Below are 26751 nucleotides of genomic sequence, written 5' to 3' on the forward strand. Positions count from 1 at the left end.
TGCCTGCCGGGTCATAAGCACCGCTTCCGGTCTGTCACCATGGAGACATGGGTGGGTACGAGCGTCGCGAAGGGGAGCTGCCGCCGGGCCAGCGGCTCCAGCGGGGCTGGCCCGTCACCCACTACGGCCCGGTTCCGCGCTTCAAGCCCGACCGCTGGGAGTTCCGGGTGTTCGGCGCGACCGCGGACGGCGACAAGACCTGCTGGAATCACGCGGAGTTCTGCGCGCTGCCTTATGACACCGTCGTGGCCGACTTCCACTGCGTCACGAAATTCTCGATGCTCGGCATCGAATGGGGCGGCGTCGCCACCTCGACCATGGTGAAGCTCGCGCCGCCCGCGGACGACGTGACCCATGTGATGGTCTGGGCCGAATACGGATTCAGCTCCAACCTGCGGATCGAGGACTTCCTCGACGACCAGTCGATATTCGCCACCCACAAGGGCGGCCAGCCGCTCACCGCGGAACACGGCTTCCCCGTCCGGCTGATCGTCCCCCGCCTCTATGCCTGGAAAGGCCCCAAGTGGGTCCGCGGCGTCGAATACATGACGGCGGACCGCCGCGGTTTCTGGGAGGAACGCGGCTATCACAACATCGGCGACGCCTGGGGAGAGCAGCGCTACTCCTACCAGGAAGAGCCGGGCGACGGGCCCGAGATCTAGCCCGCCGCCTGTCCGCTCTTCTCTTCTCAGCGCACCCAGAGGGTGACCGTGGCGCCCTTCGGGGCCTGGTTGCCGCCGTCGGGGGACTCGCTGAAGACGGTGTCGCCGAAGAAGATGTTGATCACCCGGACGTCGAAGCCGGCGTCCTTGAGGATCTGCTCGGCCTCGCCCTGCTTCTTGCCCTTGACGTCGGGCACCGGGAAGAGCTGCTGGCCCTTGGACACGGTGATCGTCACCGTGTCGCCCGCGCCCGCCTGGGTGTCCCGGTCCGGGGACTGCAGGGCGACGGTGTCCGCGTCGGCCTCGTCGGAGAAGACCTTCTCCGGTGCGAGGACCACCGTGAAGCCGGCGTCCTGGAGGTCCTGCTGCGCGTCGGTGACGGACTCGCCGATCACGTCGGGCACGTCGACCGGGGAGCCGCGCGAGACGGTGAAGGTCACCGGGGTGCCCGGCGCGCGCTGCGTACCGGCCGCCGGTTCGGTCACGATGACCCGGCCCCGCGGGACGGAGTCGTTGAAGGACCGCGTGACCGCCCCCGGAGTCAGCCCCGCCGCCTTGATCTGCGCCTGCGCGTCGGCCAGGGTGCGGCCCGCGAGGTCGGGCACCCGGATCTCCTGCGGCCCCTTGGACACCGTCAGCGTCACCGTGCCGTTGCTGCGGATGCGCTTGCCCGGGGCCGGGTCGGTGGAGATCACGCTGCCGCGCGGCACGGTCAGCGAGAAGTCCTGCTTCACCCGGGTGTCCAGGCCGGCCGACGTCAGCTTGTGCTGCGCCTGGTCCTGCGGCAGCGCCAGCACACCGGGTACGTGGGTGAACTGGCCCTCGCTGATGTACCAGACGCCCGCGCCGACGCCGAGGATCACCAGCAGCGCCACCAGGACGGCCAGCGGCCCCCTGCGGCCGCGGCCCGCCCGCGCCCTGCCGGGCGGCGGGGGCGGCACCGGGGCGGCCGGGAACTCCGCCGCCGGCACGTCCGGCGCGTCCGCCGGGTTCGGCGGCGGCAGCAGCAGCCGGGTCGTACGGTTCAGGGGGTCCTCGCCCTCGCCGCCGTCCGCCGCGGCGGCGGGCGGCCTGACCACGATGCTGGTCGGCTCCTCCGAGCCGGCGGGGCCGGCCGGGACCGCGTCCTGGTACCCACCGCTGCCGTCGGCGGCGGCGTCCTCGTACGGCCGCGCGTCCATTTCCTGCGGGCTCAGTTCCGCGCGCACCCCCCGCACCTCGGCGAGCATCGCCACCGCGTCGTCCGGCCGGCCCGCGGCGTCACGCGACGTCGTACGGGCCACCAGCGCGTCCAGGCTCGGCGCGAGCCCCGGTACGGCCGCGGAGGGCGGCGGCACGTCCTCGTTCAGCCGCCGCATGATCACCTGCATCGGGGTGTCGCCCGTGTACGGCTTCGCGCCGGTCAGCATCTCGTACAGCATGACCCCGCAGGCGTACACGTCCGTCCGCTGGTCGACCGTGCCGTGGCCGATCTGCTCGGGGGCCAGGTACGACACCGTCCCGAGCAGCGCCCCCGACACGCTGGTCTGCGTGTCCACCGCTCTGACCAGGCCGAAGTCGGCGACCTTGACCCGGCCGTCGTCGCCGATCAGGACGTTCTCCGGCTTCATGTCGCGGTGCACCAGACCGGCGCGGTGCGCCGCCCCCAGCGCCGCGAGGACCGGCTCCAGGATGTCCAGCGCCGCCCGCGGCGCCAGCGCCCCGCGCTCGCGCAGCACGTCCCGCAGGGTGCACCCGGCCACATACTCCATGGCCAGGTAGACGTACGTCCCGTCGGTGCCCTGGTCGAAGACCGCCACCACGTTGGTGTGCGACAGCCGTGCGACGGCCTTGGCCTCCCGGATGAACCGCTCCACGAACCCGGTGTCCGCCGCCAGCCCCGGATGCATCACCTTCAGGGCGAGTACGCGGTCCAGGCGGGTGTCCACGGCCCGGTAGACCGTCGCCATCCCGCCGACGGCGATACGCGCCTCGACGCGGTAGCGCCCGTCGAGCGTCTGCCCGACCAGCGGGTCCTGCACGGTGGTGTCCACGATGGCCGATTCTACGATCCACCCCCGACACGACAGGCGCCACGCGCCAGGACTGTGGCCGTGCTGTGGTGTTCCGGAACCAAACCGTGACACGGCGGGTGCCGGGTCGGAAAGCGGACCACCGCCTGCGTCACCGTCAGAAGGCGGGTCTTTCCGGGCGGGATGTTTTTCCTGCGGCCCTCGCGGGCGCTGCGCTGGCTTCGGGCCGCTGGGCCGGACTCTGCCCGGCGGTTGGGTGTGCGGGTCCCGCGTCAGAAGGCGGGTCTCTCCGGATCGAGGTCGGGGAGGCCGGTGGTGGGGGAGGAGGGGAGGGCGTGGTGGCGGCGGGGGATGCGGCCCGCGCGGTGGGCCAGGCGGCCCGCGGAGACCGCGTGGCGCATCGCCTCGGCCATCAGGACCGGGCGTTGGGCCCGGGTCACCGCGGAGGCGAGCATGACCGCCGCGCAGCCCAACTCCATGGCCAGGGCCACGTCCGAGGCGGTGCCCGCGCCCGCGTCCAGGATGACCGGGACGGTGGCGCGTTCGGTGATCAGCTGGAAGTTGTGCGGGTTGCGGATGCCGAGGCCGGAGCCGATGGGGGAGCCGAGCGGCATGACGGCGGCGCAGCCGACGTCCTCCAGCTTGCGGGCCAGCACCGGGTCGTCGTTGGTGTACGGCAGTACGGTGAAGCCGTCGTCCACCAACGTCTCGGCCGCGTCCAGGAGTTCGACCGGGTCCGGCAGCAACGTCCGCTCGTCCGCGATCACTTCCAGCTTCACCCAGTCGGTGCCCAGTGCCTCCCTGGCCAGCCGCGCGGTCAGTACCGCCTCGCCCGCGGTGAAGCACCCCGCGGTGTTCGGCAGCGCCCGGATGCCGTGCCGGGCCAGCACCGACAGCACCGAGCCCTTCGTCGTCGGGTCCAGCCGCCGCATCGCGACCGTCGTCAGCTCGGTCCCCGAGGCGAGCAGCGCCTGTTCGAGCACGTCGAGGCTGGGCGCCCCGCCCGTCCCCATGATCAGCCGCGAGGCGAACTCCACCCCGCCGATCACCAGCGCGTCGGCCGTACGGGCCGTCGTGGCAGTCATCGCTCAACCCCCCTGGACAGCGGTCAGGACCTCCACCCGGTCGCCGTCCGCCACCGGTGTGGCGGACCAGCGGGTGCGGGGGACGACCGTGTCGTTGAGGGCGGCGGCAACGCCCGAGGGTGCGGCCGTCATCGTGGCGACCAGGGCGTCGAGGGCGACCGGTCCTTCGAGGTTCCTGGGCACGCCGTTGAGGTGCACGGTGATCGTCATACGGTCTGCTCCTGCCGTGCGGCGGCGAACCGCTGCGCTCCGAACGCACCCGCGTAAGCGGGGAGTTCGCCGGTGTCCGAGGTCAGCACCTCGGCCATGACGTCCCCGGTGACCGGGGTGAGCAGCACCCCGTTGCGGTGGTGCCCGGTCGCCAGCAGCAGCCCGTCGAGCGCGGTGCGCCCCAGCAGCGGCGCGTTGTCGGGGGAGGCGGGGCGCAGCCCCGCCAGGGTCTCGGTGAGCGGGAGTTCGGTGATGCCCGGCACCAGCTCGTGCGCGTCCCGCAGCAGTTCGTAGACCCCGCCGGCAGTCACCGTCGTGTCCCAGCCGAACTCCTCGCTGGTCGCGCCGAGCACCAGCTCGCCGTTCTCCCGCGGCACCAGGTAGACGTGGCTGCCGCGGACCACCGCGCGTACCGTGCGCGACAGGAACGGCGCGTGCGTCGGCGGAATCCGCAGCCGCAGGATCTGGCCCTTCACCGGGCGTACCGGCGGCAGTACGTCCGCCGGTACGCCCGCGATCCGGCCGCTCTCGCTGCCCGCCGCCAGCACCGTGCGGCCGGCGGCGACCACCGTGCCGTCGGCCAGCACCGCGCCGGTGACACGGTCGGCGGCGCACTCCACGCGGGCGACCGCGGACCGCAGCAGCCGCACTCCGGCCAGCTCCGCCGCCCGCAGCAGCGCGGCCGCCAGCCGGCGCGGGTCGACCTGGTGGTCGCCTTCGACCCGCAGGCCGCCGCGCACGCCGGGCGCCAGCAGCGGTTCGAGCCGGCGGCAGTCCCGGCCGCTCAGCCACTGAGCCTCCAGCCCCAGCGAGGTCTGGAAGGCGTGCAGATCGCGCAACTGCGCCCGGTCGTCGGCGTCCAGCGCCACGGCCAGCGTGCCGCACCGCCGGTAGCCGGTGTCGAGGCCGGTCGCCGCGCTCAGCTCCGCGGTGAAGTCCGGATAGCGGGCCGCCGAGGCGAGGTTGAGGTCGAGCAGGGTCTGCTCGCCGTACTGCAGCTCGGTGACGGCCGCCAGCATGCCGGCCGCGACGTGGGCGGCTCCGCCGCCCGGCGCGGGGTCGGCGACCGCGGTGCTCAGGCCGCGTTGGGCCGCGCGCCAGGCCGTCACCAGGCCGATGATCCCGCCGCCGATGACCAGTACGTCGTGCTTGGACGTATGCATGGAACTACCGCTCCTCCCTTCGCCGGCATGACCCGGATCAGGTTCTACGGTCGGCGGCCTCCAGCCGCCCTCTCAGCCCGGTCCGCCGGGCTCCCGCGAGTTCGCTTGCGCGGCTCACCTTATCCCCCCGCCCTGTCCGGCCGCGCTCGCCCCGGGACCTTCCCCTGGTGGGCGGCTGGTCGCGCAGTTCCCCGCGCCCCTGGGGGTTGCGCTCTTCCGTAGAGGGCGAGCGTTTCTCAGGGGGCGCGGGGAACTGCGCGACCAGCCACGGTCTACCGGAAGGTGTGAACGCCACCGCAAGTGGCACCCACCCAGGGGCGCGGGGAACTGCGCGCGGGCACCCGCCCGGGGGAAGGCCGACCGCCCGTTGCAAGGGGCAGGGCACGAGGGGGCGCCGGGAAGGCGCGGCCGGCGGCGACGCACGGGGCCGGGGAAAGAACTGGCGCGGGTCACGGGGCGTTACCGTGGCCGTGTGAGCGAGCGCAGCACAACCGTGATCGTCGGGGCCGGAATGGCCGGGGTGCAGACCGCCGTGGCCCTGCGGGAACTGGGCTGGCGGGACGGCATCACGCTGCTCGGCGACGAACCGCACCCGCCCTACGACCGCCCGCCGCTGTCGAAGGCGGTGCTGCTCGGCGCGGCCGGCGCCGGCGTCGACGTCCGCTTCGACGTCGACTTCGACGCCCTCGGCGTCGACCTCCGCCTCGGCCTGCGCGCCCAGGCGCTCCACGCGGAGGACCGGCACCTGGTCACCGACGCGGGACCGCTCCCGTACGACCACCTCGTGCTGGCCACCGGCGCGTACCCGGTCGCGCTTCCCGGGACCGCGGGCCTGCCCGGGGTCCACCTGCTGCGGACGCTGGACGACGCGGCCGCCCTGCGCCCGGTGCTGGACGCGCGGCAGCAGGTCGTGGTGGTGGGCGCCGGCTGGATCGGCGCGGAGTTCGCGACCGCCGCCCGCCAGGCCGGCTGCGAGGTGACCGTCGTCGAGGCGGCGGAACGGCCGCTGGCCGGAGTGCTGCCCGAGGTCGTCACCTCGCGCATGCGGGCCTGGTACGAGGAGGCCGGCGTCGACCTGCGCACCGGCACCCCGGTGTCCGCGGTGGAGCCCGGCGCGGTCGTGCTCGCGGACGGCAGCCGGCTGGCGGCCGCCGCCGTCGTGGTGGGCGTCGGCGCCCGGCCCGCGACGGGCTGGCTGGCCGGCTCGGGCGTGCGGCTGGGCGACGACGGCGCGGTCCTGGCCGACGACCGGCTGCGGACGACCGCCCCCGGCGTCTTCGCCGTCGGCGACTGCGCGTCCTTCCCCTCGGCCCGCTACGGCGAGCGGATGCTGATCCACCACTGGGACAACGCGCTGCAGGGGCCGCGGACGGCCGCCGCCAACGTGCTGGGCGGGGACGAGCCCTACGACCCGGTGCCGTACTTCTGGTCCGAGCAGTTCGGCCGCTTCGTGCAGTACGCTGGGCACCACACGGACGCCGACACGCTGCTGCTGCGCGGCGACCCGTCCACCGCGGCCTGGTCGGTGTGCTGGCTGCGCGGTGACGGCCGGCTGGCCGCGGTGCTCGCGGTCGACCGGCCGCGCGACCTGGCGCAGGCCCGCAAGCTGATCACCCGCTCCGCGACGGTGGACCCGTCCCTGGCGGCTGACCCGGCGGTCCCGCTGACGGCGGCGGCCCGCTGAGGCCGCCGCCCGGCCGGTGACAGCACGTGCCGCTCGGACGGCGCCGCCCTGCAGCGCTTGTCGGTGCCAGGTGGCAGGCTTGTTCCGTGACAGTTTTCTCGTCGGTTGACGCACACATCGATGCACTCGTCCCCTCATGGCTCACCCTGCCCGAGGTGGCCGAGCGCCTGGAACTCGACATCACCCGTATCCGGCCGCTCATGAAGGAGGGCCAGCTCATCGCGGTCCGCCGCGGGGAGAACAAGGCCCTGATGGTGCCGAGCGACTTCATCGGGGACGGGAAGATCATCAAGGGCCTGTCCGGCACGCTCACCGTCCTGAAGGACGACGGGTTCTCGGACGAGGAGGCCCTCGAGTGGCTCTTCACCGTCGATGACACCCTGCCCGGCACCCCCGCCCAGGCGCTGCGCGAGAATCGCGGGACCGAGGTGAAGCGCCGCGCGCAGGCGCTCGCCGTGTAGCCCGCAGCGGCAGTGGCCGCCGCATGCCCCCGGGGAGCCGACCGTATGACCAGCAGCAGCACCGCCCGGGAGCAGTTGGCGCAGGCCAGGCTCTATCTGTGCACCGACGCCAGGAGCGGGCGCGGCGACCTCGCCGAGTTCGCCGACGCGGCGCTCGCCGGCGGGGTGGACGTGATCCAGCTGCGGCACAAGGGCATCGAGGCCCGCGAGGAAATCGCGGCGCTCGCGGTGCTGGCGGACGCGTGCCGCCGGCACCGCAGGCTGCTGGCGGTCAACGACCGCGCCGACGTGGCGCACGCGGCCGGCGCCGACGTCCTGCACCTGGGGCAGGGCGATCTGCCGGTACCGGCCGCGCGCGCCCTGCTGGGCGACGGGGTGGTCATCGGCCGCTCCTGCCACGCCGAGGACGAGGTGGCGGCGGCCGCGGTGGAGCCCGGCGCCGACTACTTCTGCACCGGCCCCGTGTGGCCCACCCCCACCAAGCCGGGCCGCCCGGCCCCCGGCCTCGACCTGGTGCGCTACGCGGCCGGCCTCGGCACCGAACGCCCGTGGTTCGCGATCGGCGGCATCGACGCGGGCAACGTCGGGCAGGTGCTGGACGCAGGCGCCCGCCGGATCGTGGTGGTCCGCGCCATCACCGAGGCCGCCGACCCCTACGCCGCGGCGGCGGAACTCGCTGCGGCGGTGCGCTCCCGCACCTGATGCGGTCCGCTCCCGCACATGGCCGGGAAGGACGCCGGGCCGACGCAGTCTGTCCACAGGGTGGACGGGAAACGGACGTAGCCGGGCATATTCCCGGGTACGGTTACGCACGGTCGCCGGGCACCGTTAGCCTGCATTCATGGCCCTTGGAACCCCGTCCACGCGACCCGACCGAGCGATCACCATCCGTGAGCTGCTCGCGTCCGGCCACAGGTCGTACTCGTTCGAGTTCGCCGCGCCCAAGACGGAGAAGGGCGAGCGGACGCTGTGGAACGCGATCCGCCGGATCGAGGCGGTCGGGCCGACCTTCGTGTCGGTGACCTACGGCGCCGGCGGCTCGTCCCGCGAGGGCACCGTCCGCGCCACCGACCGGATCGTCTCCGACACCACCCTGACCCCGTGCGCGCACCTGACCGCGGTGAACCACTCGGTCGCCGAGCTGCGCAACATCATCGGGCAGTACGCGGACGCAGGTATCCGCAACATCCTCGCGGTCCGCGGCGACCCGCCCGGCGACCCGCTCGGCGAGTGGGTCCCGCACCCGACGGGCCTGACCTACGCGGCGGAACTGGTCTCGCTCATCAAGGAGTCCGGCGACTTCTGCGTGGGCGTGGCGGCCTTCACCGAGATGCACCCGCGCTCCACCGACCCGGCCGAGGACACCCGGTACTTCCTCGACAAGTGCCGCGCGGGCGCGGACTTCGCCATCACCCAGATGTTCTTCGACGCGGACGACTACCTGCGGCTGCGCGACCGGGTGGACGCGGCGGGCTGCAGCACGCCCATCATCCCCGAGGTGATGCCCGTCACCAACGTCAAGCAGATCGAGCGGTTCGCGCAGCTCGGCAACGCCCCCTTCCCGCCCGACCTGGCCGCCCGCATCCTCGCCGTCCAGGACGACCCGGCGGCGGTCCGGGCGGTCGGTATCGAGTTCACCACCGAGATGTGCCGCCGTCTGCTGGCCGAGGACATTCCGGGGCTGCACTTCATTACTCTTAACCACTCCACAGCATCGCTGGAGATCTACGAGAATCTGGGGCTGCACAAGCGGGCGTGACGCGCGCTGCGGCTCCCGGGTGAGGAAGTGGGCGCATGGGCTACTCGGTGCTCTACATCGCGTTCGGCATCGTCGCGCTGTGGCTGCTCGGAGAAGTGCTGCTCCAGTACAAGGCGCGGCTGCGCTGGCGGCTGCTGGCCTTCTGCGGCTTCCTCGGGGTGGCCATCGGGGTCGTGGCGGGCCAGATCGCGGTGATCGTGCTGGGCGCCCTCGCGTTCGGCTCCGGGCAGGCCTTCGTCACCCTGTCGTACAAGCGCGGCTTCTCCACCGGCTGGGCGCTGGGCGGCAGGCCCGGCTCCAGCCGCCGCCGCAAGGGGGCCGCCCCGCGCAGCGAACCGGTCCTGGAGGTCGGGCCGGTGGAGCAGGACGACTTCGCGGTCGCAGGCGCCATCGGCGCCGACCAGCCCGTCGTGGCCGAGCAGATCTCCGACCAGGCGGCCGCCGGGGAGGACGTCTACCAGCCGGTCCCGATGCACGAGGACAGCGGTGAGTACCCGCTCTACGGCAGCCAGCCCTCCTACGCCGCCGACCCCTACACGAGCGCCGGCTACGACAACGGCTACGGCTCCCAGGGCTACCAGGACTGGGGCGCCGAGGCGCAGCCCGCGGCGGCCTCCTACGGCTACCAGAACGGCCAGAGCGGCGGCTACGGCGACACCGGCGGCTGGACGGCCGGCGGCGACCAGAACGCCGGGCAGAATGCCGGGCACTACGGCGGCCAGCAGCAGGACTACGGCTACGACCAGGGCGGCTACCAGCAGCCCGCCGCCGGCTACGACTACGGCCAGGCCACCGGCGACTGGACCCCGCAGCCGCCCCAGCCCCCGGCCGACCCGTACGGCTACGGCTACCCCTACCAGCAGGACCAGCAGGATCAGCAGCAGCCCTACATCCCGCAGCAGCAGCCGTACGAGTCCGACCAGCAGCAGGGCTACCAGCAGCCGCAACAGCCGTACGAGCAGCAGTCCTACGACCAGCAACAGCAACAGCAACAGCAACAGCCGCAGTACGCCGACCCCTACGACCCCTACCGCTACTGAGCCACCGGGCCATCCGGTTGCCGGGCCGCCTGACCGTCAGTGTCAGGGGCGGCCCGTCAGCGGCGGCCCAGCAGTTCCGGCAGCCGGGCCGCCGACGTGCCGAGCCCGGCGGGGGAGCCCCAGGACGGTCCCCCCGCCGGCGGCGCGGGCACGGCCGGTGCCGCGGTTGCGCCGACCGCCGGCCCGGCCGACGGGAAGTGCCGCAGCAGCGCCTCCTCCTCGTACCGGTGGCAGCCGCGGTGCCAGGTCACGATGCCGGCCATCCAGTCCCGCAGCTCCTGCGCATAGCCCTCCAGCGCCTGCCGCGCTCCCTGGTCGAGCTGGAACTCCTCGAAGAGCGCGGGCAGTTGCGTCTCGGTGATGTACTGGAACTCCGCCATCCGCCCGGCCATCAGGCCGCCCACCACCCGCATGCCCTCCTCGGGTCCGCAGTCCAGGAAGTTCTGCACCACCAGCACCGCGTTGTGGATCTCGCCCTCGAACTGGATCTCCTTCTGGTACGAGAACACGTCGTTGAGCAGGCAGGCGTAGTCGGCCGCCGCCGACTCCATCGCCCGCACCGGGCGGGAGCGGTAGACCTCGGGTGAGAGGGTGCCGCCGTGGCCGATCCTGGACAGGCTCATGGTCAGGTCGGAGCCGAAGGTCTTGCGGCGCATCTCGATGTAGTCCACCGGGTCGGGCACCCGGTTCTGCTTCTGGTTGGCCAGCTCCCACAGCCAGCTCTCCGTCATCTCCTCGATGGTGGCGCGGAAGTCGCGCCTGGCGTCCGGCGCCATCGGCCCGGCGGTGCGCTGCCACAGGTCTGCCAGGCCCTTCTCCAGAGCGGTCAGCGGCTGCAGCACCGGTCCGGCGTCCAGCGGCATGAACAGGGCGAGGCGGTCCGTGGCGTGCCGGGCCGCCACCAGGTCGGGGGCACGGCCGAAGACGAGCGGGTAGTAGTCGTCGCCGTAGGTGCCCCATGCCAGCCAGTCGGTGGTCAGGTCCAGGCTGTCCGGGTCGGCGTCCGGGTGGATGCCGGCAGCGCACAGCGCGAAGTCGTAGTCCGCCAGCTTGCCGGCATCCCACAGGCCGCCGGGGAGCGGGAAGCCCGGCTCGGGGTCCAGCATCCCCATCCGCTTGCTCCACTCGCCGTTGTGCGCGCGGGAGGCGTCCAGATGCGGGCTCAGCCGGGTCTCGAACGGCATCGGGAACTCGGGCGGCGGCACCGCGCCCACCTGCCGGTGCGGCGGGTGGCTGAAGCTGCGCAGCCGCTGCGGCATGGTCGCGGCCAGCGAGCCGAGCACCCCGGCGGCGGAGCGGCCGAGCCCCGCCGCGGAGGTGCCGAGCCCGGTCGGGCCGGCGAGCCCGCCGAGCCCGCGGGGGGCGTCCTGCTCCCCGGCGCCGGCCGGGCCGCCGGTCACGGCCCCCGCCGCACCGTCGCCCGCCCCGTTCATGTAGCGGCTGGAGCGCATGTGCCACTCGTGGCCGCCGGACTGCCAGTCCTGCAGGCCCTTGACGTAGGCCAGGACGTCACGGCGCTCGGCCGGTCCCAGGGCGTGCCGGTCGGCCAGCGGTTCGACCTCGGTGAAGGCGGTGTGCTCGAACTGCTGGAGCCGGGACGTCAGGAGTTGGTTGACCCGATCCGCGGCCTCCTGGGTGCTGACGCCGAGGAACCGTTCGAGCACCAGCACCGCGTTGGCCAGCTCGCCCTCCTGCTCGGTCTCGCGCTGGTAGGAGAACAGGTCGTTGCGCAGATGGACCCCGTCCGCGAACGCGTCGCGCAGCACCTGCATCGGGCGACTGGCGGCGATCACCGCCGGGACCTCGGCCCCTGCCGCGTGCTCGATCAGATTCGCCGACCAGGGTGCGCCGCCCACCTTGCGGCGCATCTCGATGTACTCGATCGGATTCGACACCCGGCCCGCGCTGATGTTGTCCAGCTCCCAGAGCGACTCCTCCAGCAGGGAGCGGGTGTTCTCCGCGAAGCGCCGCCGCCAGCGCTCCGACATCGTGGGGACCGTGCGCGCCCACAGGTCGGCCAGGCCCGCCTCCACCTGGTTGGTCGGCTCGGGCACCGGCGCCGCGAGGTCGACGGGCATGAAGGCGGGCAACCGGTCCAGATAAACCTTCGCGCCCGCCATGTCCTGGCTGCGTTTGAAGATGTCCAGGAAGTGGTCGTCGAAGAAGAACACCCACACGTACCAGTCGGTGACCAGGTCCAGTTCGGGACCCGAGGCGTCCGGGTGGGTGTAGGCACACAGCAGCGCGTAGTCGTGCGAGTCGAGGTCGGACTCCTCCCAGATCCCCGACCCCTCCAGCATGTTCATCTCGCGCGCCCACGCTTTCGTGTGCACGCGCGCACCTTCCAGATGCGGGTTGAGGCGGGCCGGATACGGGACGTAGAACTGCGGGAGCTCGAAGGGCTGCGGCATGTCGGCAAGGCCTTCCACTGAGGAGATCAAAGGGCCTGTGATCACGCTAAGTGATCGGCCGGCTGCTCCGGGAGGGTCTGCGGGTACAACCGCCCGATGAGCTGAATTCGGGTGGCCGCCCGATTAACGATCTTCGGTTGCGGTCATGTGTGCGGCCGTCGGCTCAGCGACTGCCGCCGGGGCCGCCGAAGACCAGGTCCGCGGCGATCGCCGCCGACATGCCCGCGTGCGGCAGCCCGCCGCCGGGGTGCGCCCAGCCGCCGACGCAGTAGAGCCCGGGGAAGGGCGACCGGTTCGCCGAGCGCAGCAGGATGCCGTTCGCCCCGGCCAGCGACGGCGCCGGCACCGCGCCGCCCTTGGCTCCGGTGTCCCGCTCGACGTCCAGCGGGGTGCGGACCTCCCGCCACAGCTCACGCGCGCGCAGCCCGGGCACCGCCGCCTCCGCGGCGGCCACCATCAGGTCGGCGAAGCCGTCGGCAGCCCCCGGCGCGTTCCAGTCCACGGTCCGCGCCGACTTCTGCGCCGCCTCGTGCGCCGGCACCGGCGCGGTCAGCGTCACCGCCTCGTGGCCGTCGTCCGGACGCGTCGCCGCGTCGTCGGGCCGCAGCACGGTCACCGTCAGCGCCCCCCGCGGCGGCAGCGGCGCGGGCCGGCGGCCGGTGAGCCAGTCCAGTGCCCGGTTCCGGTCCGCCGCGTGCACCACCGTGCGGTGCGCGGTGCCCGACGGGCGCGAGCCGCGCAGCGCCAGATGCACCGTCAGGCGGCTGCCCTCGCCGTGCGGCCCCGCGAAGGGCCACGGCGGGTCGTCGGTGTCCCGGCCCCCGGCGTCGGCGGGGAACGCCGGCGGCGGTGTCCCGGCCACCACGATGTCGGCGGCCACCTCGCCGCCGTCGGACAGCCGCACGCCCGCGGTCCGGCCGTCCGCCACCAGCAGGCCGGTCACCTCGGTGTCGAAGCGGAAGTCCACCCGCCGCTCCAGGCACCGCTCGTGGACCGCCCGCGCCAGCTCGCGCATGCCGCCGCGTACGTACCAGACGCCGAACGTCGCCTCCAGATACGGCAGCACGGCCGCCGACGCCGGGCCTTCGCGCGGGTCGACGCCGTGCGCCAGCAGATGGCTCTCCAGCAGCGCCACCAGCCGCGGGTCGCGCAGCTCCGCCGCGGCGACCCTGGCCAGCGACGGCCGGCTGCGCCCCGGGCCGAAGCCGCGCCTGAGCGCCGGGTAGGGATCGCGGGCGAAGCCCGACGGATCCGCGGGCAGCGCCTCCTCCAGCATCGGCCGGCGCATGACCTCCCAGGTCTCCCGCGCCCTGACCATCAGGTCGCTCCAGCGCTCACCGCTGCCGGGGCCGAAGGCCGCGTCCATGGCGGCGATCGTCCCCGAGCGCGAGGCGTTCGGCAGCGTCAGGTCCGTACCGTCGGCGAAGACATGGCGGCTCGCCGGGTCCACCTCGACCAGGTCGACGCAGGCTTCGAGAGGCTGCTTACCGGTCTTCACGAACAGGTCCCGGTAGACCGCGGGCAGCGTCAGCAGGCCCGGTCCGGTGTCGAAGGCGAAGCCGTCCTTGGCCAGCCGGCCGACGCCGCCCCCGTAGGTGCCGGTGCGCTCCAGCACCACCACCTGGTGGCCGCCCACCGCGAGCCGTGCCGCCGCCGCCAGCGACGCCATGCCCGCGCCGATCACCGCAATCCGTGCCATGCCACGGACTGTAGCGGCGGGCGTGGGATCAGACGGCAGCCGGGGTGTCCCACCCTTTCCGGGCCGCGCGGCGCTCGCGCCGGCGCCGCCAGAAGCGGCGGATGCGGGAGAAGAGGAAGGCCACCGTCGCCAGGCCGAGCACCAGCAGGGTGCCGGCGATCACCGCGGCCGCCACCGGGTGGAACAGCGCGAAGACCACCAGCGCCGCCACCCCCAGATCCTCCGCCAGGCTCAGCACGACGTTGGTGACCGGCTCGGGCGAGGTGTTGACCGCCATCCTGGTCCCGGCCTTCACCAGATGGCTGGCCAGCGCGGTCGAGCCGCCGACCGCGGCCGCCGCCAGCTGCGGCAGCGAACCGTCGTGGCCGGCCAGCAGCGCGGCCACCACCGCCCCCGCGACCGGCCGGACGACGGTGTGCACCGCGTCCCAGGCCGTGTCGACGTAAGGGATCTTGTCGGCGACGGCCTCGCAGAGGAAGAGGAGCGCGACCACCACCAGGACATCGGTGCGCTGCAGCGACGGCGGGACCTCGTCACTGGCCCCGGTGGCGCCCATCAGGCCCAGCAGCAGCACGACGGCGTAGGCGTTGATCCCGCTCGCCCAGCCACTGGTGAAGACCAGCGGGAGTACGGACATGGCCGGAACTCTAGCCAGAACATCCCGGGTGGTGAGCGGAAGCGGGAGAACGTGAGTGAAAGCGGCGGGAACTGAGTATCACTACCTAGACGCACCATTGAGTACCCGCACGGATGGCTGCCGCCCGGCGGGACGGGAGAGTGGAGCCGCGGACGGGCACGCCAACCGCACCGCCGACACGGGGCGGCGGTAAGGGCGGCAGGCCCGGTCGTCAACGGGGGTTGCATGGGGGAGGCGCTGTCCCGGCACGGTTCGGTGGGGGACCGGTCCATGCCAGGACAGCGCACTCGACTCCGTGGCACCTCCGGGCCGCCCCCGGCTTCCCCCGGCCGTCAGGACCGCGGTGCCGCCGCGCCGAGCGCCGCGCCGCCGACCCGGCCCTGGAGCAGCCGCGACAGTGTCGTGTGCACGTCGTCGATGCTGCGTTCCGGCTGGAACGCCTGCCAGTCGAGGGCTGCCACCAGCACCATGCCGAAGAGGGCGGACGCGGTCAGCTGGACATCGATGTCCTCGCTCAGCTCGCCCGCCGCCACCGCCGCGCTCAGCACCTCCTCGACCACCGACACCGCCTGCCGCCGCACCAGCATCAAGGTGTCCTGCCAGGCCCTGTTGGTCCGCCACAACTCGGCCACGTAGAGCTGCGTGAAGGAGGGGTAGCGGACGATGAAGCCGAGACCCGCGTGGATCATCGCGTCCAGCGCGTCGACCCCGCTGCCGCCGCGCGCCCTGGCGTTCGTGGCGGCCTGCCGCAGCGCGTCCCGCAGCCGGCCCACACCGTCCCGCAGCAGCTCCTCGAACAGGTCGTTCTTGCTGGCGAAGTTGTAGTAGACGGTGCCTTTGGCGACCCCGGCCCGCTCGGCGATCTCGTCGACGGTGGTGGCGGAGAAGCCCTGCTCGGCGATGAGGGTGACGGCCGCCGCGTAGAGCTTGCGGCGGGTGGCCTGGCGTCGTGCGGTGCTCATGGCACCGATTCTGCCCGCACGCGGCGGGGCGAGGTGACCCGATCTTCGAGGAAGAGGTGGTATTCGCAGGTCAGCGCCGATTGTCAGTGGTCGGCCCCAGTATGGGGCGTACGGACACACGTACGGAGAAAGTGAGGCTCGCCATGGCAATTCCGGTCAGCGACGTCCACCCTGTGCTGCGCCGCGCCACCGCGTCACCCGCCGCCCTCGACCTGCTCACCCAGGCGCACCTCGGACTCACCGAGGCCGCCGGGCTCGACGCACCGCACGAGCGGTACGCCACCGCCCATCTCGCCGCCCTGCGCACCGCCGCCGCGGTGCTCGCCGCCAGGGGCAGGCCCGAGGACACCCCGCGGCGGCGGCGCAGGATACGCAGCGTGTGGGAGGTGCTGCCCGAGATCGCGCCTGAGCTGTCCGAGTGGAGCGCGCTGTTCGCCGCCGGCGCCGAGCGCAGGGCCAGGGCGGAGGCCGGCATCGCCACCGCGGCCGGGCCGCGGGAGGCCGACGACCTGGTCCGTGCCGTCACCCTGTTCCTGCGCCTGGTGGAGCGCATGCTGCTGCTCCGCCCCGCCCTCGACGGTGCCCCGCCGCTGATACCGGCCCCGAAGGCCGAGTGACCGGCGCGACGGTGCTCCTTGTCGGCGCCTTCCTCCGCGGTGCGGCCGCACGCACCGGACACCGTTCCCTCCCCCACGGAGATCCGCACGACAGGCCCTAGAGTTGGAGCCGCACCAGTCACCCGCAGCTGCGAGGAGCCGTCCGCCATGTCCCGTCAAGGAGGGGTGGACCCGATGCGCCCCCGAGCCAGCCTGCGCACCGCTGTGGTCTGGGAGGTACTGCGCGACGCGCTGGAACGGCGGGTGAAGGCGGCCGACACCGCGGTACTCGACGTGCTGGACACCGGCGGCGGCACCGGCAACTTCGCGGTGCCCGTCGCGCGGCTCGGCCACCGGGTCACCGTGGTGGACCCCAGCCCCGACGCGTTGTTCGCCCTGGAGCGGCGGGCCGCGGAGGCCGGCGTCACCGAGCGGGTCAGCGGAGTGCAGGGCGACGCGCAGGGCCTGCTGGATGTGATCACCCCCGGCTCGTACGACATGGTGCTCTGCCACGGGGTGCTCGAATACGTCGACGACCCGGCCGAGGGCGTGCGCCACGTGGCCGGGGCACTGCGCCCGGCCGGCGCCCTCAGCCTGCTCGCCGCGGGCCGCGGCGGCGCCGTCCTGGCCAGGGCGCTCGCCGGGCACTTCGCGGAGGCCCAGCACGCGCTGGGCGACCCGGACGGGCGATGGGGAGCCGGGGACTCCCTGCCCCGCCGCTTCACCGCGGAGGAGCTGACCCGGCTGGTCGAGGAGGCAGGGCTGCGGGCCGCGTCCGTGCACGGGGTGCGGGTCTTCGCCGACCTGGTGCCCGGGGTGCTGGTCGACACCGAGCCGGGCGCGCTGGAGGCGTTGCTGCGGCTGGAGCTGGCGGCCGCGGAGGACCCGGGCTTCCACGCCGTCGCGACGCAGCTGCACGTGCTCGCCGAGCGGGACTGAGGGGCCGCCGGGCGGTGCCCCCGGGCGCCCCTCACGGCACCCGGACGGCCCCCCTGCGGCCCCCACGTACGGGGCCGCTCGCGGGGAGTGGGTCACAGCCCCGCCCGTCGCGCCATTCCTGACCGTATGCTGGCATGACGCGACAGCGGACGGGGAATGAAGCACCCGTCGGGTTGGCGCATTGGGGTGGGTTTCACGGGGACGATTCCCTGCCTATCCTGAAAGGGTCGGACCGGTCGCCTCCGCGACCGACGAGTAGGAGGTCTCCGTGCCGCTCTCGGAGCACGAGCAGCGCATGCTCGAGCAGATGGAGCGAGCGCTGTACGCCGAAGATCCCAAGTTCGCGTCGGCGCTCGAGGGAACCGGGCTGCGCACGTTCACACGGCGTCGGCTCTACCAGGCGGTCGCAGGGTTTCTGGTCGGTGTCGCGCTGCTCATGGGCGGCATGATCGCCAAGCTGACGTGGGTCGGCGTGGCAGGCTTCCTCGTCATGCTCGCCTGCGCGGTGCTTGCCGTCACGGGGTGGCGCAAGGCCGCGAAGCCGGCGGAGGCGGTGCCTCCTGGCCGGCAGGGGCGATTGGCTCGCCGCCAGCACCAGCCGCGCAAGGGCAAGGTCATGGACCGTATCGAAGAGCGGTGGCAGCGCCGCCGCGACGAGCAGGGGCAGTAGCCGCTCTCCTCCCGTTCCCGTCTCCCGGGTTCCCTGGACCCCTGGACCCCTGGACCCCTGGACCCCTGTGCCCCCCCGGGCGCGGGGGTTCGTCCGTTTGCCTCACGGCCCGGCATGGCCGACTGCGGCGCGTGCGGGTGGCCCCGGGGGCGGGGGAACTGCGCGACCATCCCCCAGAGCTGCGCCTGGGCGGTACCCCCACGCGCCCCTGAGGGGTTGCCCCCTTCCGCGGAGGGGGGAACCCGCGGCCCGGCGCGAGGGCACCCCTCCTGGGGAGAGGTGCCCTCCCGCCGGGGCTAGGGTCTGTCGTTTGGATCTCCGTGGGGCAAGGAGCGGTGTTCGGTGCGTGCAGCTGCAAGGCGGAGGAGGGAGGCGACGCGGTGGGGGCACCTCCCGGCCGCCAGGCCAGGGGGAGTCGTCGACCGACGACAACGCGGCAGATGCGCGTGCCGAACACCGCGACGCCGCGGAGATCCAAACGACAGACCCTAGGTGGCGCGGGTCAGGCGTCGGCGGACGGGGGCTGCGAGGCGGTCGAAGGCGCGGCCGACGCGCTCGGAGGCCGCAGACGTGGTCGCCGAGACCTGCCACAGCACGCGCGCGAACGAGCGCGGGAAGAAGCGCGCCCGGAACCGGGCGCCGCGCGACGCGGAGGCGTGCAGGCCCGCGCGGACGGCGTGGACGTCCGCCGCCAGGCCGGTGGCGGCCTGCGGCCTGGGCGCGTAGAGCGTCCGCTCCACCGCTGTGGCCAGCGAGGTCGCTCCCTCGGCAGCGGACCCGCTGAGCCCGCCCTCGTCGATCAGCCGGGCCATCGCCCGCCGCGGCGTCTCGGACTCGTCCGGTGTGATGCCGTAGTCCCACCCGGTGTCGAGGACCTCCCGCCACGCGGACAGCACGCGTCCGTTGAGCCGGCCCTCCTGGCCCGGCCGGGCCACTCCCTGCCGCGATGCCTCGGACTCGTCCGATGTGGCGTCGTGTCTCGACCCGGTGCCGACTTCCTCGTGTCCCGGGGACAGCCCGAGCCCGCCGCCCTTCTGTCTGCCCCCGCCGAGCCGTGCCGCCCGCACCCGGGTTCGCCACAGCAGCGGCAGCGTGGGTACCAGCAGCACCAGCAGGGCGATCAGCGCGATCCCCGCGAGCCGCAGCCCGTCGAAGCCGGAGCCGCCCGAGCCGCCGCTGCCCCCCGCGGCCGCGGAGGCGCACCCGGCAGGGCCGAGGTTGTGCTGCTCGGCGCACTGGGAGGAGGCCGTAGGAGTCGGCCGGGACGTGGCGCCGGGGCCGTGCTGCGTCGGGTCGGGGGTGTCGCCGCCGCCCGTCGGGCTGGTCGACAGCGTGTAGGAGGGGGCGGTGCCCCGGTAGGGCGTCGGCTCGAAACGGGTCCAGCCGATGCCCTCGAAGTACAGCTCGGGCCAGGCGTGGGCGTCCTTCAGGCCGACCGACATCGCACCGCTGCTGGTCAGCGAGCCGGGGGTGAAGCCGACCGCGACCCGCGCGGGGATGTGCAGGGTGCGGGCCATCGTCGCCATGGTGAAGGCGAAGTGCACGCAGAAGCCCCGCTTCGTCTGCAGGAAGCGGGCGATGGCGTCCACGCCCGTACCGGACTTCGCCTCGGTGTCGTAGACGAACTGCCCGGAGGTGAAGTACCGCTGGAGGTCGAGCGCCCGCTGGTAGTCGGTGGTCGCCGACGCCGTCACCTGGCGGGCGGTGTCCGCCACGACCGCGGGCAGTGAGCCGGGGACCTTCTCGTACTCCTCGGCGATCCTCCCGGTGGCCGGCGGTGCCGCAGCGAGCTGCGCGGCGGTCGGGTCGAGCAGCATGCTGCTGACCTGGTACTGCAGGCCCGCGGTGGTCTGCCCGTGGTCGCCGATGACCATCCGGCCCTCGGGCTGGTAGCGCCAGTCCCCGTCGGCCTGCACGCTGAGCGCCGGGTACGGCATCGGCAGCCAGCCCTGCGCGTAGTCGCGGTCCACCGCGACCGAGGTGTCGACCTCGGTGTACTTCACGTCCGCCGCCTGGCCCTGCGGCGTCGGCAGCGGATCGGGGATGTCCACCTTGTCGTCGTTGGAGGCCGACCACTGCGTGCCGTCGAACCGGTCGAGAGAGACGATCCGCAGGTACATCCCGCTCGCGTCCGGGGAGCTGGTCTTGTAGGTCATCACCTCGCGGTTCTCGGGCTGGTTCAGGTAGTCCTGGAGCGCGACCTCGGGGCGTACCGACGTGGCGTTGCCCACGCCGCCGCCCAGGCCGTTACCGCTGCTGCCGCCCGTGGAGTCCAGCAGGCCGCCGCTCAGCGACGGCAGGACCGCGGGCAGCACCAGGGCGATGCCCAGCGCCATCGCCCCGATCCGGCGCCCGGTGCGCACCGGGGCCAGCGGCGCCCCGCCGCCCGCCGCGCCGGCCGGACCCGCCCAGCTGCCCTGCCGCGGCGCACCGCCGAAGACCCGGCCCCAGCGGGAGAGCCGGTCGCGGCCCTCGGCGAGCAGCAGCAGCAGGTAGCCGGCGGCGGCGATCAGGAAGTACACCCACTGGCTGCCGCCCTCTTCGAGGCCCGCGGCGACCGCGTAGAGCGCGAGCAGCGGCAGGCCCGCCGGCGCCGCGCTGTTGTACGTCACCGCTATGGCGTCGACCGCGAGCGCGATCAGCAGCACCCCGCCGACCAGCAGGAACCTGATGCCGGGGGTGACCGGTGCCGGGATGGCGAAGTTGGTGACGTCGGTCATGCCGTCCTGGACCAGCTGCCCGAGCTGGCGCAGGGCCTGCGGACCCGGCAGCACGCCGGCGACCGCCTGGTGCGGGGTGAACATCGCGGTCAGCACCAGCAGCGAGACCAGCAGCTGGGCGAGGATCGTCAGCGGCCTGGCCAGCGGCACCCGGCGGGCTGCCGCGCCCACCCCGGCCTGCAGGACCACGCACAGCAGCGCCTTGACGTACCAGCCGCGCGGGCTGGCCAGCGGCAGCAGCGCGGCCGCGGCCATCAGGGAGGCCAGGGCCGCGAAGACCGTCAGCCGTGCACGTCCGCTCATGTCGTCGCCCCCGCTCCGTGCCGCCCCTGGGACGAGTCCTGGGACTCCTCCCGGGTGCGGTAACGGTCCGCCTGCTGCCACAGTTCCGGCAGCGTGTCGCCGGCGGCGACCTCGACCACCGTCCAGCCCGCCTCGCGCAGCATCCGTACCGCGCGCCGGGTGCCGTCCCCGTCCTCGTCGGACGGTACGGCGTCCGCGTCGCCGGCCGGCACCAGCCGGCCGCTCGCGTCCTTGGCGACCCAGTCGTCGCTGTCCAGGACGAACGCGACGGCGCCGCCCGCCCGCTGCCTTATCCGGGCGACGCTCGCCGCCTGCTCCTCGTCCAGGTCGCCGAAGAAGGCCACGATCAGCCCCTCGGTCGCCGACCGCAGCGCCTCGTACGCGGGCGCCAGCGACTCGCCGTCCGAGTGGGCGACCACCGCGAGGGTGTCGAGCAGGACGCCGGCCATGTCGGAGGAGTCGCCGCCGAAGCCGCCGCTGCCCTCGGGACCCGGCACACTGCTGCCGGTGTCGGTCAGCAGCCGGACCGCGTAGCCGCGCTCCAGCATGTGGGTGGACACCGAGGCGGCGCCGGACACCGCCCATTCGAAGGCCGAGTCGGGACCCGAGCCGAAGTAGGCCCAGGCGCGGGTGTCGAGCAGCACCGTGCAGCGCGCCCGGTGCGGCTGCTCCTCGCGGCGCACCATCAGCTCGCCGTACTTGGCCGTGGAGCGCCAGTGCACCCGGCGCAGGTCGTCGCCGTGCCGGTAGCCGCGCGGGATGACGTCGTCCTCGCCGGCGAAGGCCAGCGCCCTGGTGCGGCTCTCGCCGTAGCCGTTGGCCTCGCCCGCCAGCCGCACCGGCGGCAGCGGCTCGACCCGCGGGACGACGGTGAGGGTGTCGAAGGTGCTGAAGGAGCGGGTCAGCTCGCACATCCCGAACGGGTCGGTGAGCCGCAGTTGCAGCGGCCCGAGGGGGTAGCGCCCGCGCAGGTCGGAGCGCACCCGGTAGGACACCTCGCGGTGCCCGCCGGGCTCGACCCGGTCCAGCACGAAGCGCGGGCGCGGCCCGAGGACGTACGGCACCCGGTCCTGGAGCATCAGCAGGCCGGTGGGGATGCGCGAGACGTTGTCGACCCGCAGGTGCACCCGGGCCTCCGACATCGCGGGCACCCGGGAGGGCGACAGCCGCCGGCTGCCCGCGACGCGGTAGCGGGTGCGGTAGAGCACCGCGACGCACACCAGCGGCAGGATCGCCAGCAGCAGGCCGACCCGCAGCAGGTCGGGCTGCCCGAGGACGTAGGCGCATATCGCCGCGGCGACACCGGCCGCCACGAAGGACCGGCCGCGGGTGGTGAGCCCGCCCAGCGCGGTACGGAAGCCGCCGGCGCCCGGGCGCGGGTCGCCGTCGCCGTCGCCCGGGTCGCCGGCCCGCGGCGGCTGCGGGGACTGCTGCGGGGGTTGCGGGGGCGGCGGAGGGACGGCGGGGGTGGCCATCACAGCCCCCGGGCGCCCGGCATGCCCGGCTGGCGGCCCGCGGACGGGTCGGGGACGGGGACGCGCTGCAGGATCTCGGCGACCACCTGCTCCGGCGTGCGCCGGTTGAGCTGGGCCTGGGCGGTGGGCAGCAGCCGGTGCGCCAGGACGGCGGAGGCCAGCGCCTGCACGTCGTCGGGCAGGACGAAGTCCCGGCCGTCCAGCGCGGCGGAGGCCCTGGCCGCCCTGATCAGGTGCAGCGTGGCGCGCGGCGAGGCGCCGAGCCGCAGGTCGGGGTGGTCGCGGGTGGCGCCGACCAGGGTCACCGCGTAGCGCCGCACCGGGTCGGCGACGTGCACCTGGCGGACCGCCTCGATGAGCTTGACGATGTCGTGGGCGTGTGCGACCGGCTGCAGGTCGTCGAGCGGCGAGACCCCGCCGTGCACGTCCAGCATCTTCAGCTCGGCGTCCGGGCTGGGGTAGCCGATGGAGACCCGGGCGGTGAAGCGGTCGCGCTGCGCCTCGGGCAGCGGGTAGGTGCCCTCCATCTCCACCGGGTTCTGGGTGGCGATCACCATGAAGGGGCTGGGCAGTTCGTAGGTGGTGCCGTCGACGGTGACCTGGCGCTCCTCCATCGACTCCAGCAGTGCCGACTGCGTCTTGGGCGAGGCGCGGTTGATCTCGTCGCCCACCACGATCTGGGCGAAGATCGCGCCCGGCTTGAACTCGAAGTCCCGCTGCTGCTGGTCGAAGACGCTCACGCCGGTGATGTCGGACGGCAGCAGGTCGGGGGTGAACTGGATACGCCGCACCGTGCAGTCGATCGAACGGGCCAGCGCCTTGGACAGCATCGTCTTGCCGACGCCGGGCACGTCCTCGATCAGCAGGTGCCCCTCCGCCAGCAGGACGGTCAGCGCGACACGTACGACCTCGGGCTTGCCCTCGATCACGTTCTCCACACTGCGCCGTACCCGGTCCGCGGTCGTGGTCAGATCGCTCAGGCTTGCGCGTGCATCAAAGGTCGTCACCCGGTACTCCTAGGCCATGTTCCGCGGGACTCGGTCATCCCTGGACCGGCCCTCCCCGAATTGCGTGCCGCCCGCTGCGAGCGAGGCGGTGCCGCACTGTGCATTCTTCCCTTACGCGGCACTCCCCGTCACTCGCCTGCCGTTACTTGTTCGTGATTTCGCGCAGCGAGCCGGTGTGGACGTCGAAGACGAAGCCTCTGACGTCGTCGGTGTGGGCGAGGAAAGGCGAGGTCCTGACCCTGGCCATGGACTGCCTGACGTCCTGGTCGATGTCGGTGAAGGACTCCACCGCCCAGGTCGGCCGCTGACCGACCTCGGCCTCCAGTTCGGTGCGGAAGTCCTCGGTGATGCTCTGCATGCCGCAGCCGGTGTGGTGGATCAGTACGACCGACCGGGTGCCGAGGGCGCGCTGGCTGATGGCCAGCGAGCGGATGGTGTCGTCGGTGACCACACCGCCGGCGTTGCGGATGGTGTGGCAGTCGCCGAGCTCCAGGCCGAGCGCCCTGTGCAGGTCGATACGGGCGTCCATGCAGGCCACGACGGCGACCTGGAGGACCGGCCTGGCGTCCATGCCCGGGTCGTGGAACGCGGCGGCGTACCGTGCGTTGGCCTCGACCAGCCGGTCGGTGATCGACGCGCCGGCGGTGGGGGCAGAGGTCGCGGCGGGGCCGTCTGCGGCAGGTATCGACATGACTCCGACGGTAAGGCCCGGACCGGGCCGTCACCTGTTGTGAGTTCCGGCGAAACAGCGGGATAAGCGGTCAATCCCGAGGGGTGTGACGTAACCCACAGGAGTCGCCGACGGCCGTAGCCAGGTCGCCCGGCAGGGTGACGCGCCCGCATCGGGCCAACGTTGACCGTGGGGCATGGTGGAGTAAAGTGGCGCGAAGTGGTGCGTGGAAAGCGGCGTCTGCGGGAGGTGCGATGTTCCTCGGGACATACACGCCGCGGCTCGACGACAAGCACCGCCTGGTGCTGCCCGCCCGCTTCCGCGAGCCGCTGGCCGACGGACTGGTGATCACCCGCGGGCAGGAGCGATGCCTGTGCGTATGGCCCGTCGAGGGCTTCAAGGCGGCCACGCAGCAGCTGTCCGCGGCCCCGCTGACCTCGAAGTCCGCCCGTGACTATCTGCGGGTGCTGTTCGCCGGGGCGCACGACGAGGTCCCCGACAAGCAGGGCCGCGTCACCGTGCCGCAGTCGCTGCGGGAGTACGCGGGACTGGAACGCGACTGCGCCGTGATCGGTGCCAACACCCGGGTGGAGATCTGGTCGTCGACCGCCTGGGCCGATTACCTGGCGGCGCAGGAGGACACTTTTTCGGCCCTGTCACAGGAGGTTCCGCCCGGATTACTGTGAGCGCGGCCCCGCACCCGCGCGCACCTCCCGAGAACCACCCGCGCGGACGTACGGCTCGGCCTCCTCCCGCTCCTCGTTCCGCTGGCACCACTTCCCCGGTGCCAGGGGAACGTTTCTGCCGAGCGGGCGGGGACCAGGTTCTACGTCCACACCGCCGGCCGCCATCCCAGGACAGGCCTGCGCCAGCACCGTCCGAGAAGGGCCGGCCCCATGAGCGACACCTCCCCGCAGCCACCGGAGCCGCGGCACGTCCCGGTGATGCTGCGGCGCTGCCTCGACCTGCTGGCGCCCGCGCTGGCCGAGCCCGGCGCCGTGGTCGTGGACGCCACGCTCGGCCTCGGCGGGCACAGCGAGGCGCTGCTGGGCACCTTCCCCGCCGCCCGGCTGATCGCGCTGGACCGCGACCCGGAGGCGCTCAAGCTCTCCGGCCGGCGGCTGGCCCCCTTCGGTGACCGCGCCACGCTGGTGCACGCGGTCTACGACGAACTGCCCGACGTGCTCGCCTCGCTGTCCGTGCCGCGTGTCCAGGGCGTGCTCTTCGACCTCGGCGTGTCGTCCATGCAGCTCGACGAGGCCGACCGCGGCTTCGCGTACGCGCAGGACGCCCCGCTGGACATGCGGATGGACCAGACCACCGGGATCAGCGCGGCCGAGGTGCTCAACACCTACCCGCCCGGCGAGCTGGTCCGCATCCTGCGCACCTACGGCGAGGAGAAGTTCGCCCGCAAGATCGTCGACGCGGTGGTGCGGGAGCGGGACGCCGAGCCCTTCCGCAACAGCGCGAGGCTGGTCGAACTGATCAGGGACGCGCTGCCGCAGGCCGCCAAGCGCACCGGCGGCAACCCCGCCAAGCGCACCTTCCAGGCGCTGCGGATCGAGGTCAACGGGGAGCTGTCGGTGCTGGAGCGGGCGATCCCGGCCGCGGTCGCGGCGCTCGCCGTCGGCGGCAGGATCGCGGTGCTCGCCTACCACTCGCTGGAAGACCGGCTGGTCAAGCAGGTCTTCGCGGCCGGCGCCGCCAACACCGCACCGCCCGGGCTGCCGGTGGTGCCCGAGCAGTACCAGCCGCGGCTGCGGCTGCTGACGCGCGGGGCGGAGCTGCCCACCGAGGAGGAAGTGGCCGAGAACCGGCGGGCCGCGCCGGCCCGGTTGCGCGGGGCCGAGCGGATCCGCGAGGCGACCAGGTGAGCCCGGTCCGCGGCCGGGGTGCAACCGCGGCCCGTACGCCGTTCGTCATCCTTGTCGTGACACTGCTCGCCGGTGGCCTGATCTCGCTCCTGCTGCTCAATGCCGCGGTCAACCAGGACTCCTTCCAGCTGAACAAGCTGGAGAAGGAGACCACGGGGTACACGGACGAGCAGCAGCAGCTGCAGCAGGAGGTCGACCAGTACGGGGCGCCGGGGACGCTGGAGCGCAAGGCCCGGGAGCTGGGGATGGTGCCGGGCGGCAACCCGGCCTTCCTCGACCCCGACGGGTCGGTCCGCGGTACGCCCCAGCGGGCGACCGCCCCACCGCGTCCGCCGGCGAGCAAGCCCGCGACGCCGACCCCGTCTCCCTCCCCGGGCACGCCCCCGCCCGCCTCCACGATGGCGGGGCCGCCTCCGACCACCCCGACGACCACCCCTCCCGGCAGGTGAAACCGCGATGCCACGCTGGCCCGACCATGTGACTGCCCCTTGCCGTGGGCGGTCGCCTTTCCCCCGGCGGGGGATGCGCGCCCAGCCCGAACGGCGGGAAAGACGCATCGTCCCCGCAACCCACCTGGGCGCCCGGTGAGCGCCCCCCGCCCGCCGCATGGGCGTCCGCAGCGCCCGCCGGAGAGGCGGCCGCGCCCGGGGGAGAGGCGCCCCGGGCCGGGAGAGGCCCGGGGGCGCCCGGCAGGGGAGCGGCGCCCGCAGGC

General features: G+C 73.6%; 24 protein-coding genes and 1 riboswitch. Of the genes, 12 read left to right on the forward strand and 12 right to left on the reverse strand.

Annotated features, from left to right (window positions below):
• Positions 1-47: 47 nt before the first annotated feature.
• Positions 48-662, forward strand: a complete 615-nt coding sequence (locus NFU81_RS23505) for a sulfite oxidase-like oxidoreductase (protein WP_251493103.1) — start codon at positions 48-50, stop codon at positions 660-662.
• Between the two features lie 26 nt (positions 663-688).
• Here the strand turns inward: NFU81_RS23505 and pknB are convergent, their stop codons facing one another.
• From pknB to thiO, 4 genes are all read right to left on the reverse strand, one after another.
• A complete protein-coding gene (pknB, locus tag NFU81_RS23510) occupies positions 689-2695 on the reverse strand; it encodes a Stk1 family PASTA domain-containing Ser/Thr kinase (RefSeq protein WP_251493105.1) in 2007 nt (668 codons plus the stop codon).
• 251 nt (positions 2696-2946) lie between these two features.
• Positions 2947-3759, reverse strand: a complete 813-nt coding sequence (locus NFU81_RS23515; protein WP_251493107.1) for a thiazole synthase — start codon at positions 3757-3759, stop codon at positions 2947-2949.
• 3 nt (positions 3760-3762) lie between these two features.
• Entirely contained in the window at positions 3763-3969 is a 207-nt protein-coding gene (thiS, locus tag NFU81_RS23520) for a sulfur carrier protein ThiS (RefSeq protein WP_251493109.1), read from the reverse strand.
• Positions 3966-5132, reverse strand: a complete 1167-nt coding sequence (gene thiO, locus NFU81_RS23525; protein WP_251493113.1) for a glycine oxidase ThiO — start codon at positions 5130-5132, stop codon at positions 3966-3968. The genes thiS and thiO overlap by 4 nt, the downstream gene beginning before the upstream one ends.
• Positions 5130-5238, reverse strand: a riboswitch (TPP riboswitch). It overlaps the preceding gene by 3 nt.
• Positions 5239-5604: 366 nt before the next feature.
• Here thiO and NFU81_RS23530 point away from each other — a divergent pair.
• The 5 genes from NFU81_RS23530 to NFU81_RS23550 all read left to right on the forward strand — a co-directional run bounded on the left by NFU81_RS23530 (position 5605) and on the right by NFU81_RS23550 (position 10076).
• Complete coding sequence (locus NFU81_RS23530; RefSeq protein ID WP_274037929.1) at positions 5605-6816, forward strand: NAD(P)/FAD-dependent oxidoreductase; 1212 nt, start codon at positions 5605-5607, stop codon at positions 6814-6816.
• Between the two features lie 86 nt (positions 6817-6902).
• Entirely contained in the window at positions 6903-7277 is a 375-nt protein-coding gene (locus tag NFU81_RS23535; protein WP_251493128.1) for an Rv2175c family DNA-binding protein, read from the forward strand.
• 45 nt (positions 7278-7322) lie between these two features.
• Positions 7323-7979 (forward strand): thiamine phosphate synthase, encoded by a 657-nt coding sequence (gene thiE, locus NFU81_RS23540; protein WP_251493130.1) that lies wholly within the window; start codon positions 7323-7325, stop codon positions 7977-7979.
• A 139-nt stretch (positions 7980-8118) separates the two neighbouring features.
• Complete coding sequence (gene metF / locus NFU81_RS23545; RefSeq protein WP_251493132.1) at positions 8119-9036, forward strand: methylenetetrahydrofolate reductase [NAD(P)H]; 918 nt, start codon at positions 8119-8121, stop codon at positions 9034-9036.
• Positions 9037-9071: 35 nt separating this feature from the next.
• Positions 9072-10076 (forward strand): hypothetical protein, encoded by a 1005-nt coding sequence (locus tag NFU81_RS23550; RefSeq protein WP_251493134.1) that lies wholly within the window; start codon positions 9072-9074, stop codon positions 10074-10076.
• 56 nt (positions 10077-10132) lie between these two features.
• Here the strand turns inward: NFU81_RS23550 and NFU81_RS23555 are convergent, their stop codons facing one another.
• From NFU81_RS23555 to NFU81_RS23570, 4 genes are all read right to left on the reverse strand, one after another.
• Positions 10133-12409 (reverse strand): terpene synthase family protein, encoded by a 2277-nt coding sequence (locus NFU81_RS23555; protein ID WP_340188951.1) that lies wholly within the window; start codon positions 12407-12409, stop codon positions 10133-10135.
• Positions 12410-12650: 241 nt separating this feature from the next.
• Entirely contained in the window at positions 12651-14186 is a 1536-nt protein-coding gene (locus tag NFU81_RS23560; protein WP_251493136.1) for a phytoene desaturase family protein, read from the reverse strand.
• A gap of 28 nt (positions 14187-14214) precedes the next feature.
• On the reverse strand, positions 14215-14823 hold the full coding sequence (locus tag NFU81_RS23565) for a DUF4126 domain-containing protein (protein ID WP_251493138.1): 609 nt from the start codon (positions 14821-14823) through the stop codon (positions 14215-14217).
• A gap of 332 nt (positions 14824-15155) precedes the next feature.
• Entirely contained in the window at positions 15156-15785 is a 630-nt protein-coding gene (locus NFU81_RS23570; protein WP_251493140.1) for a TetR/AcrR family transcriptional regulator, read from the reverse strand.
• A 101-nt stretch (positions 15786-15886) separates the two neighbouring features.
• Between NFU81_RS23570 and NFU81_RS23575 the strand changes: the two genes are divergently transcribed.
• From NFU81_RS23575 to NFU81_RS23585, 3 genes are all read left to right on the forward strand, one after another.
• Positions 15887-16402, forward strand: a complete 516-nt coding sequence (locus tag NFU81_RS23575) for an SAV_6107 family HEPN domain-containing protein (protein ID WP_251493142.1) — start codon at positions 15887-15889, stop codon at positions 16400-16402.
• A 147-nt stretch (positions 16403-16549) separates the two neighbouring features.
• A complete protein-coding gene (locus tag NFU81_RS23580) occupies positions 16550-17320 on the forward strand; it encodes a methyltransferase (protein WP_251493144.1) in 771 nt (256 codons plus the stop codon).
• Between the two features lie 268 nt (positions 17321-17588).
• Positions 17589-17990: a DUF3040 domain-containing protein gene (locus NFU81_RS23585; RefSeq protein WP_251493146.1), complete on the forward strand. Its 402-nt coding sequence runs from the start codon at positions 17589-17591 to the stop codon at positions 17988-17990.
• Positions 17991-18478: 488 nt separating this feature from the next.
• Here NFU81_RS23585 and NFU81_RS23590 read toward each other — a convergent pair whose 3' ends face one another.
• From NFU81_RS23590 to NFU81_RS23605, 4 genes are all read right to left on the reverse strand, one after another.
• Positions 18479-21013, reverse strand: a complete 2535-nt coding sequence (locus NFU81_RS23590) for a transglutaminase TgpA family protein (protein ID WP_251493147.1) — start codon at positions 21011-21013, stop codon at positions 18479-18481.
• Positions 21010-22488: a DUF58 domain-containing protein gene (locus tag NFU81_RS23595; RefSeq protein WP_251493148.1), complete on the reverse strand. Its 1479-nt coding sequence runs from the start codon at positions 22486-22488 to the stop codon at positions 21010-21012. Before NFU81_RS23595 ends, NFU81_RS23590 begins: the two co-directional genes overlap by 4 nt.
• Positions 22488-23495: an AAA family ATPase gene (locus NFU81_RS23600; protein WP_251493150.1), complete on the reverse strand. Its 1008-nt coding sequence runs from the start codon at positions 23493-23495 to the stop codon at positions 22488-22490. The genes NFU81_RS23595 and NFU81_RS23600 overlap by 1 nt, the downstream gene beginning before the upstream one ends.
• Positions 23496-23637: 142 nt before the next feature.
• Complete coding sequence (locus NFU81_RS23605) at positions 23638-24186, reverse strand: beta-class carbonic anhydrase (RefSeq protein WP_251493152.1); 549 nt, start codon at positions 24184-24186, stop codon at positions 23638-23640.
• A gap of 233 nt (positions 24187-24419) precedes the next feature.
• Here NFU81_RS23605 and mraZ point away from each other — a divergent pair, with 233 nt between their 5' ends.
• The 3 genes from mraZ to ftsL all read left to right on the forward strand — a co-directional run bounded on the left by mraZ (position 24420) and on the right by ftsL (position 26488).
• A complete protein-coding gene (mraZ, locus tag NFU81_RS23610) occupies positions 24420-24851 on the forward strand; it encodes a division/cell wall cluster transcriptional repressor MraZ (protein ID WP_251493154.1) in 432 nt (143 codons plus the stop codon).
• Positions 24852-25061: 210 nt separating this feature from the next.
• Positions 25062-26039: a 16S rRNA (cytosine(1402)-N(4))-methyltransferase RsmH gene (gene rsmH / locus NFU81_RS23615; protein WP_251493156.1), complete on the forward strand. Its 978-nt coding sequence runs from the start codon at positions 25062-25064 to the stop codon at positions 26037-26039.
• Between the two features lie 56 nt (positions 26040-26095).
• Positions 26096-26488 (forward strand): cell division protein FtsL, encoded by a 393-nt coding sequence (ftsL, locus tag NFU81_RS23620; RefSeq protein WP_422665265.1) that lies wholly within the window; start codon positions 26096-26098, stop codon positions 26486-26488.
• The last annotated feature ends 263 nt before the right edge of the window (positions 26489-26751 follow it).

Source organism: Actinacidiphila cocklensis, from assembly GCF_907177275.1.
Taxonomy (GTDB): Bacteria; Actinomycetota; Actinomycetes; order Streptomycetales; family Streptomycetaceae; genus Actinacidiphila; species Actinacidiphila cocklensis.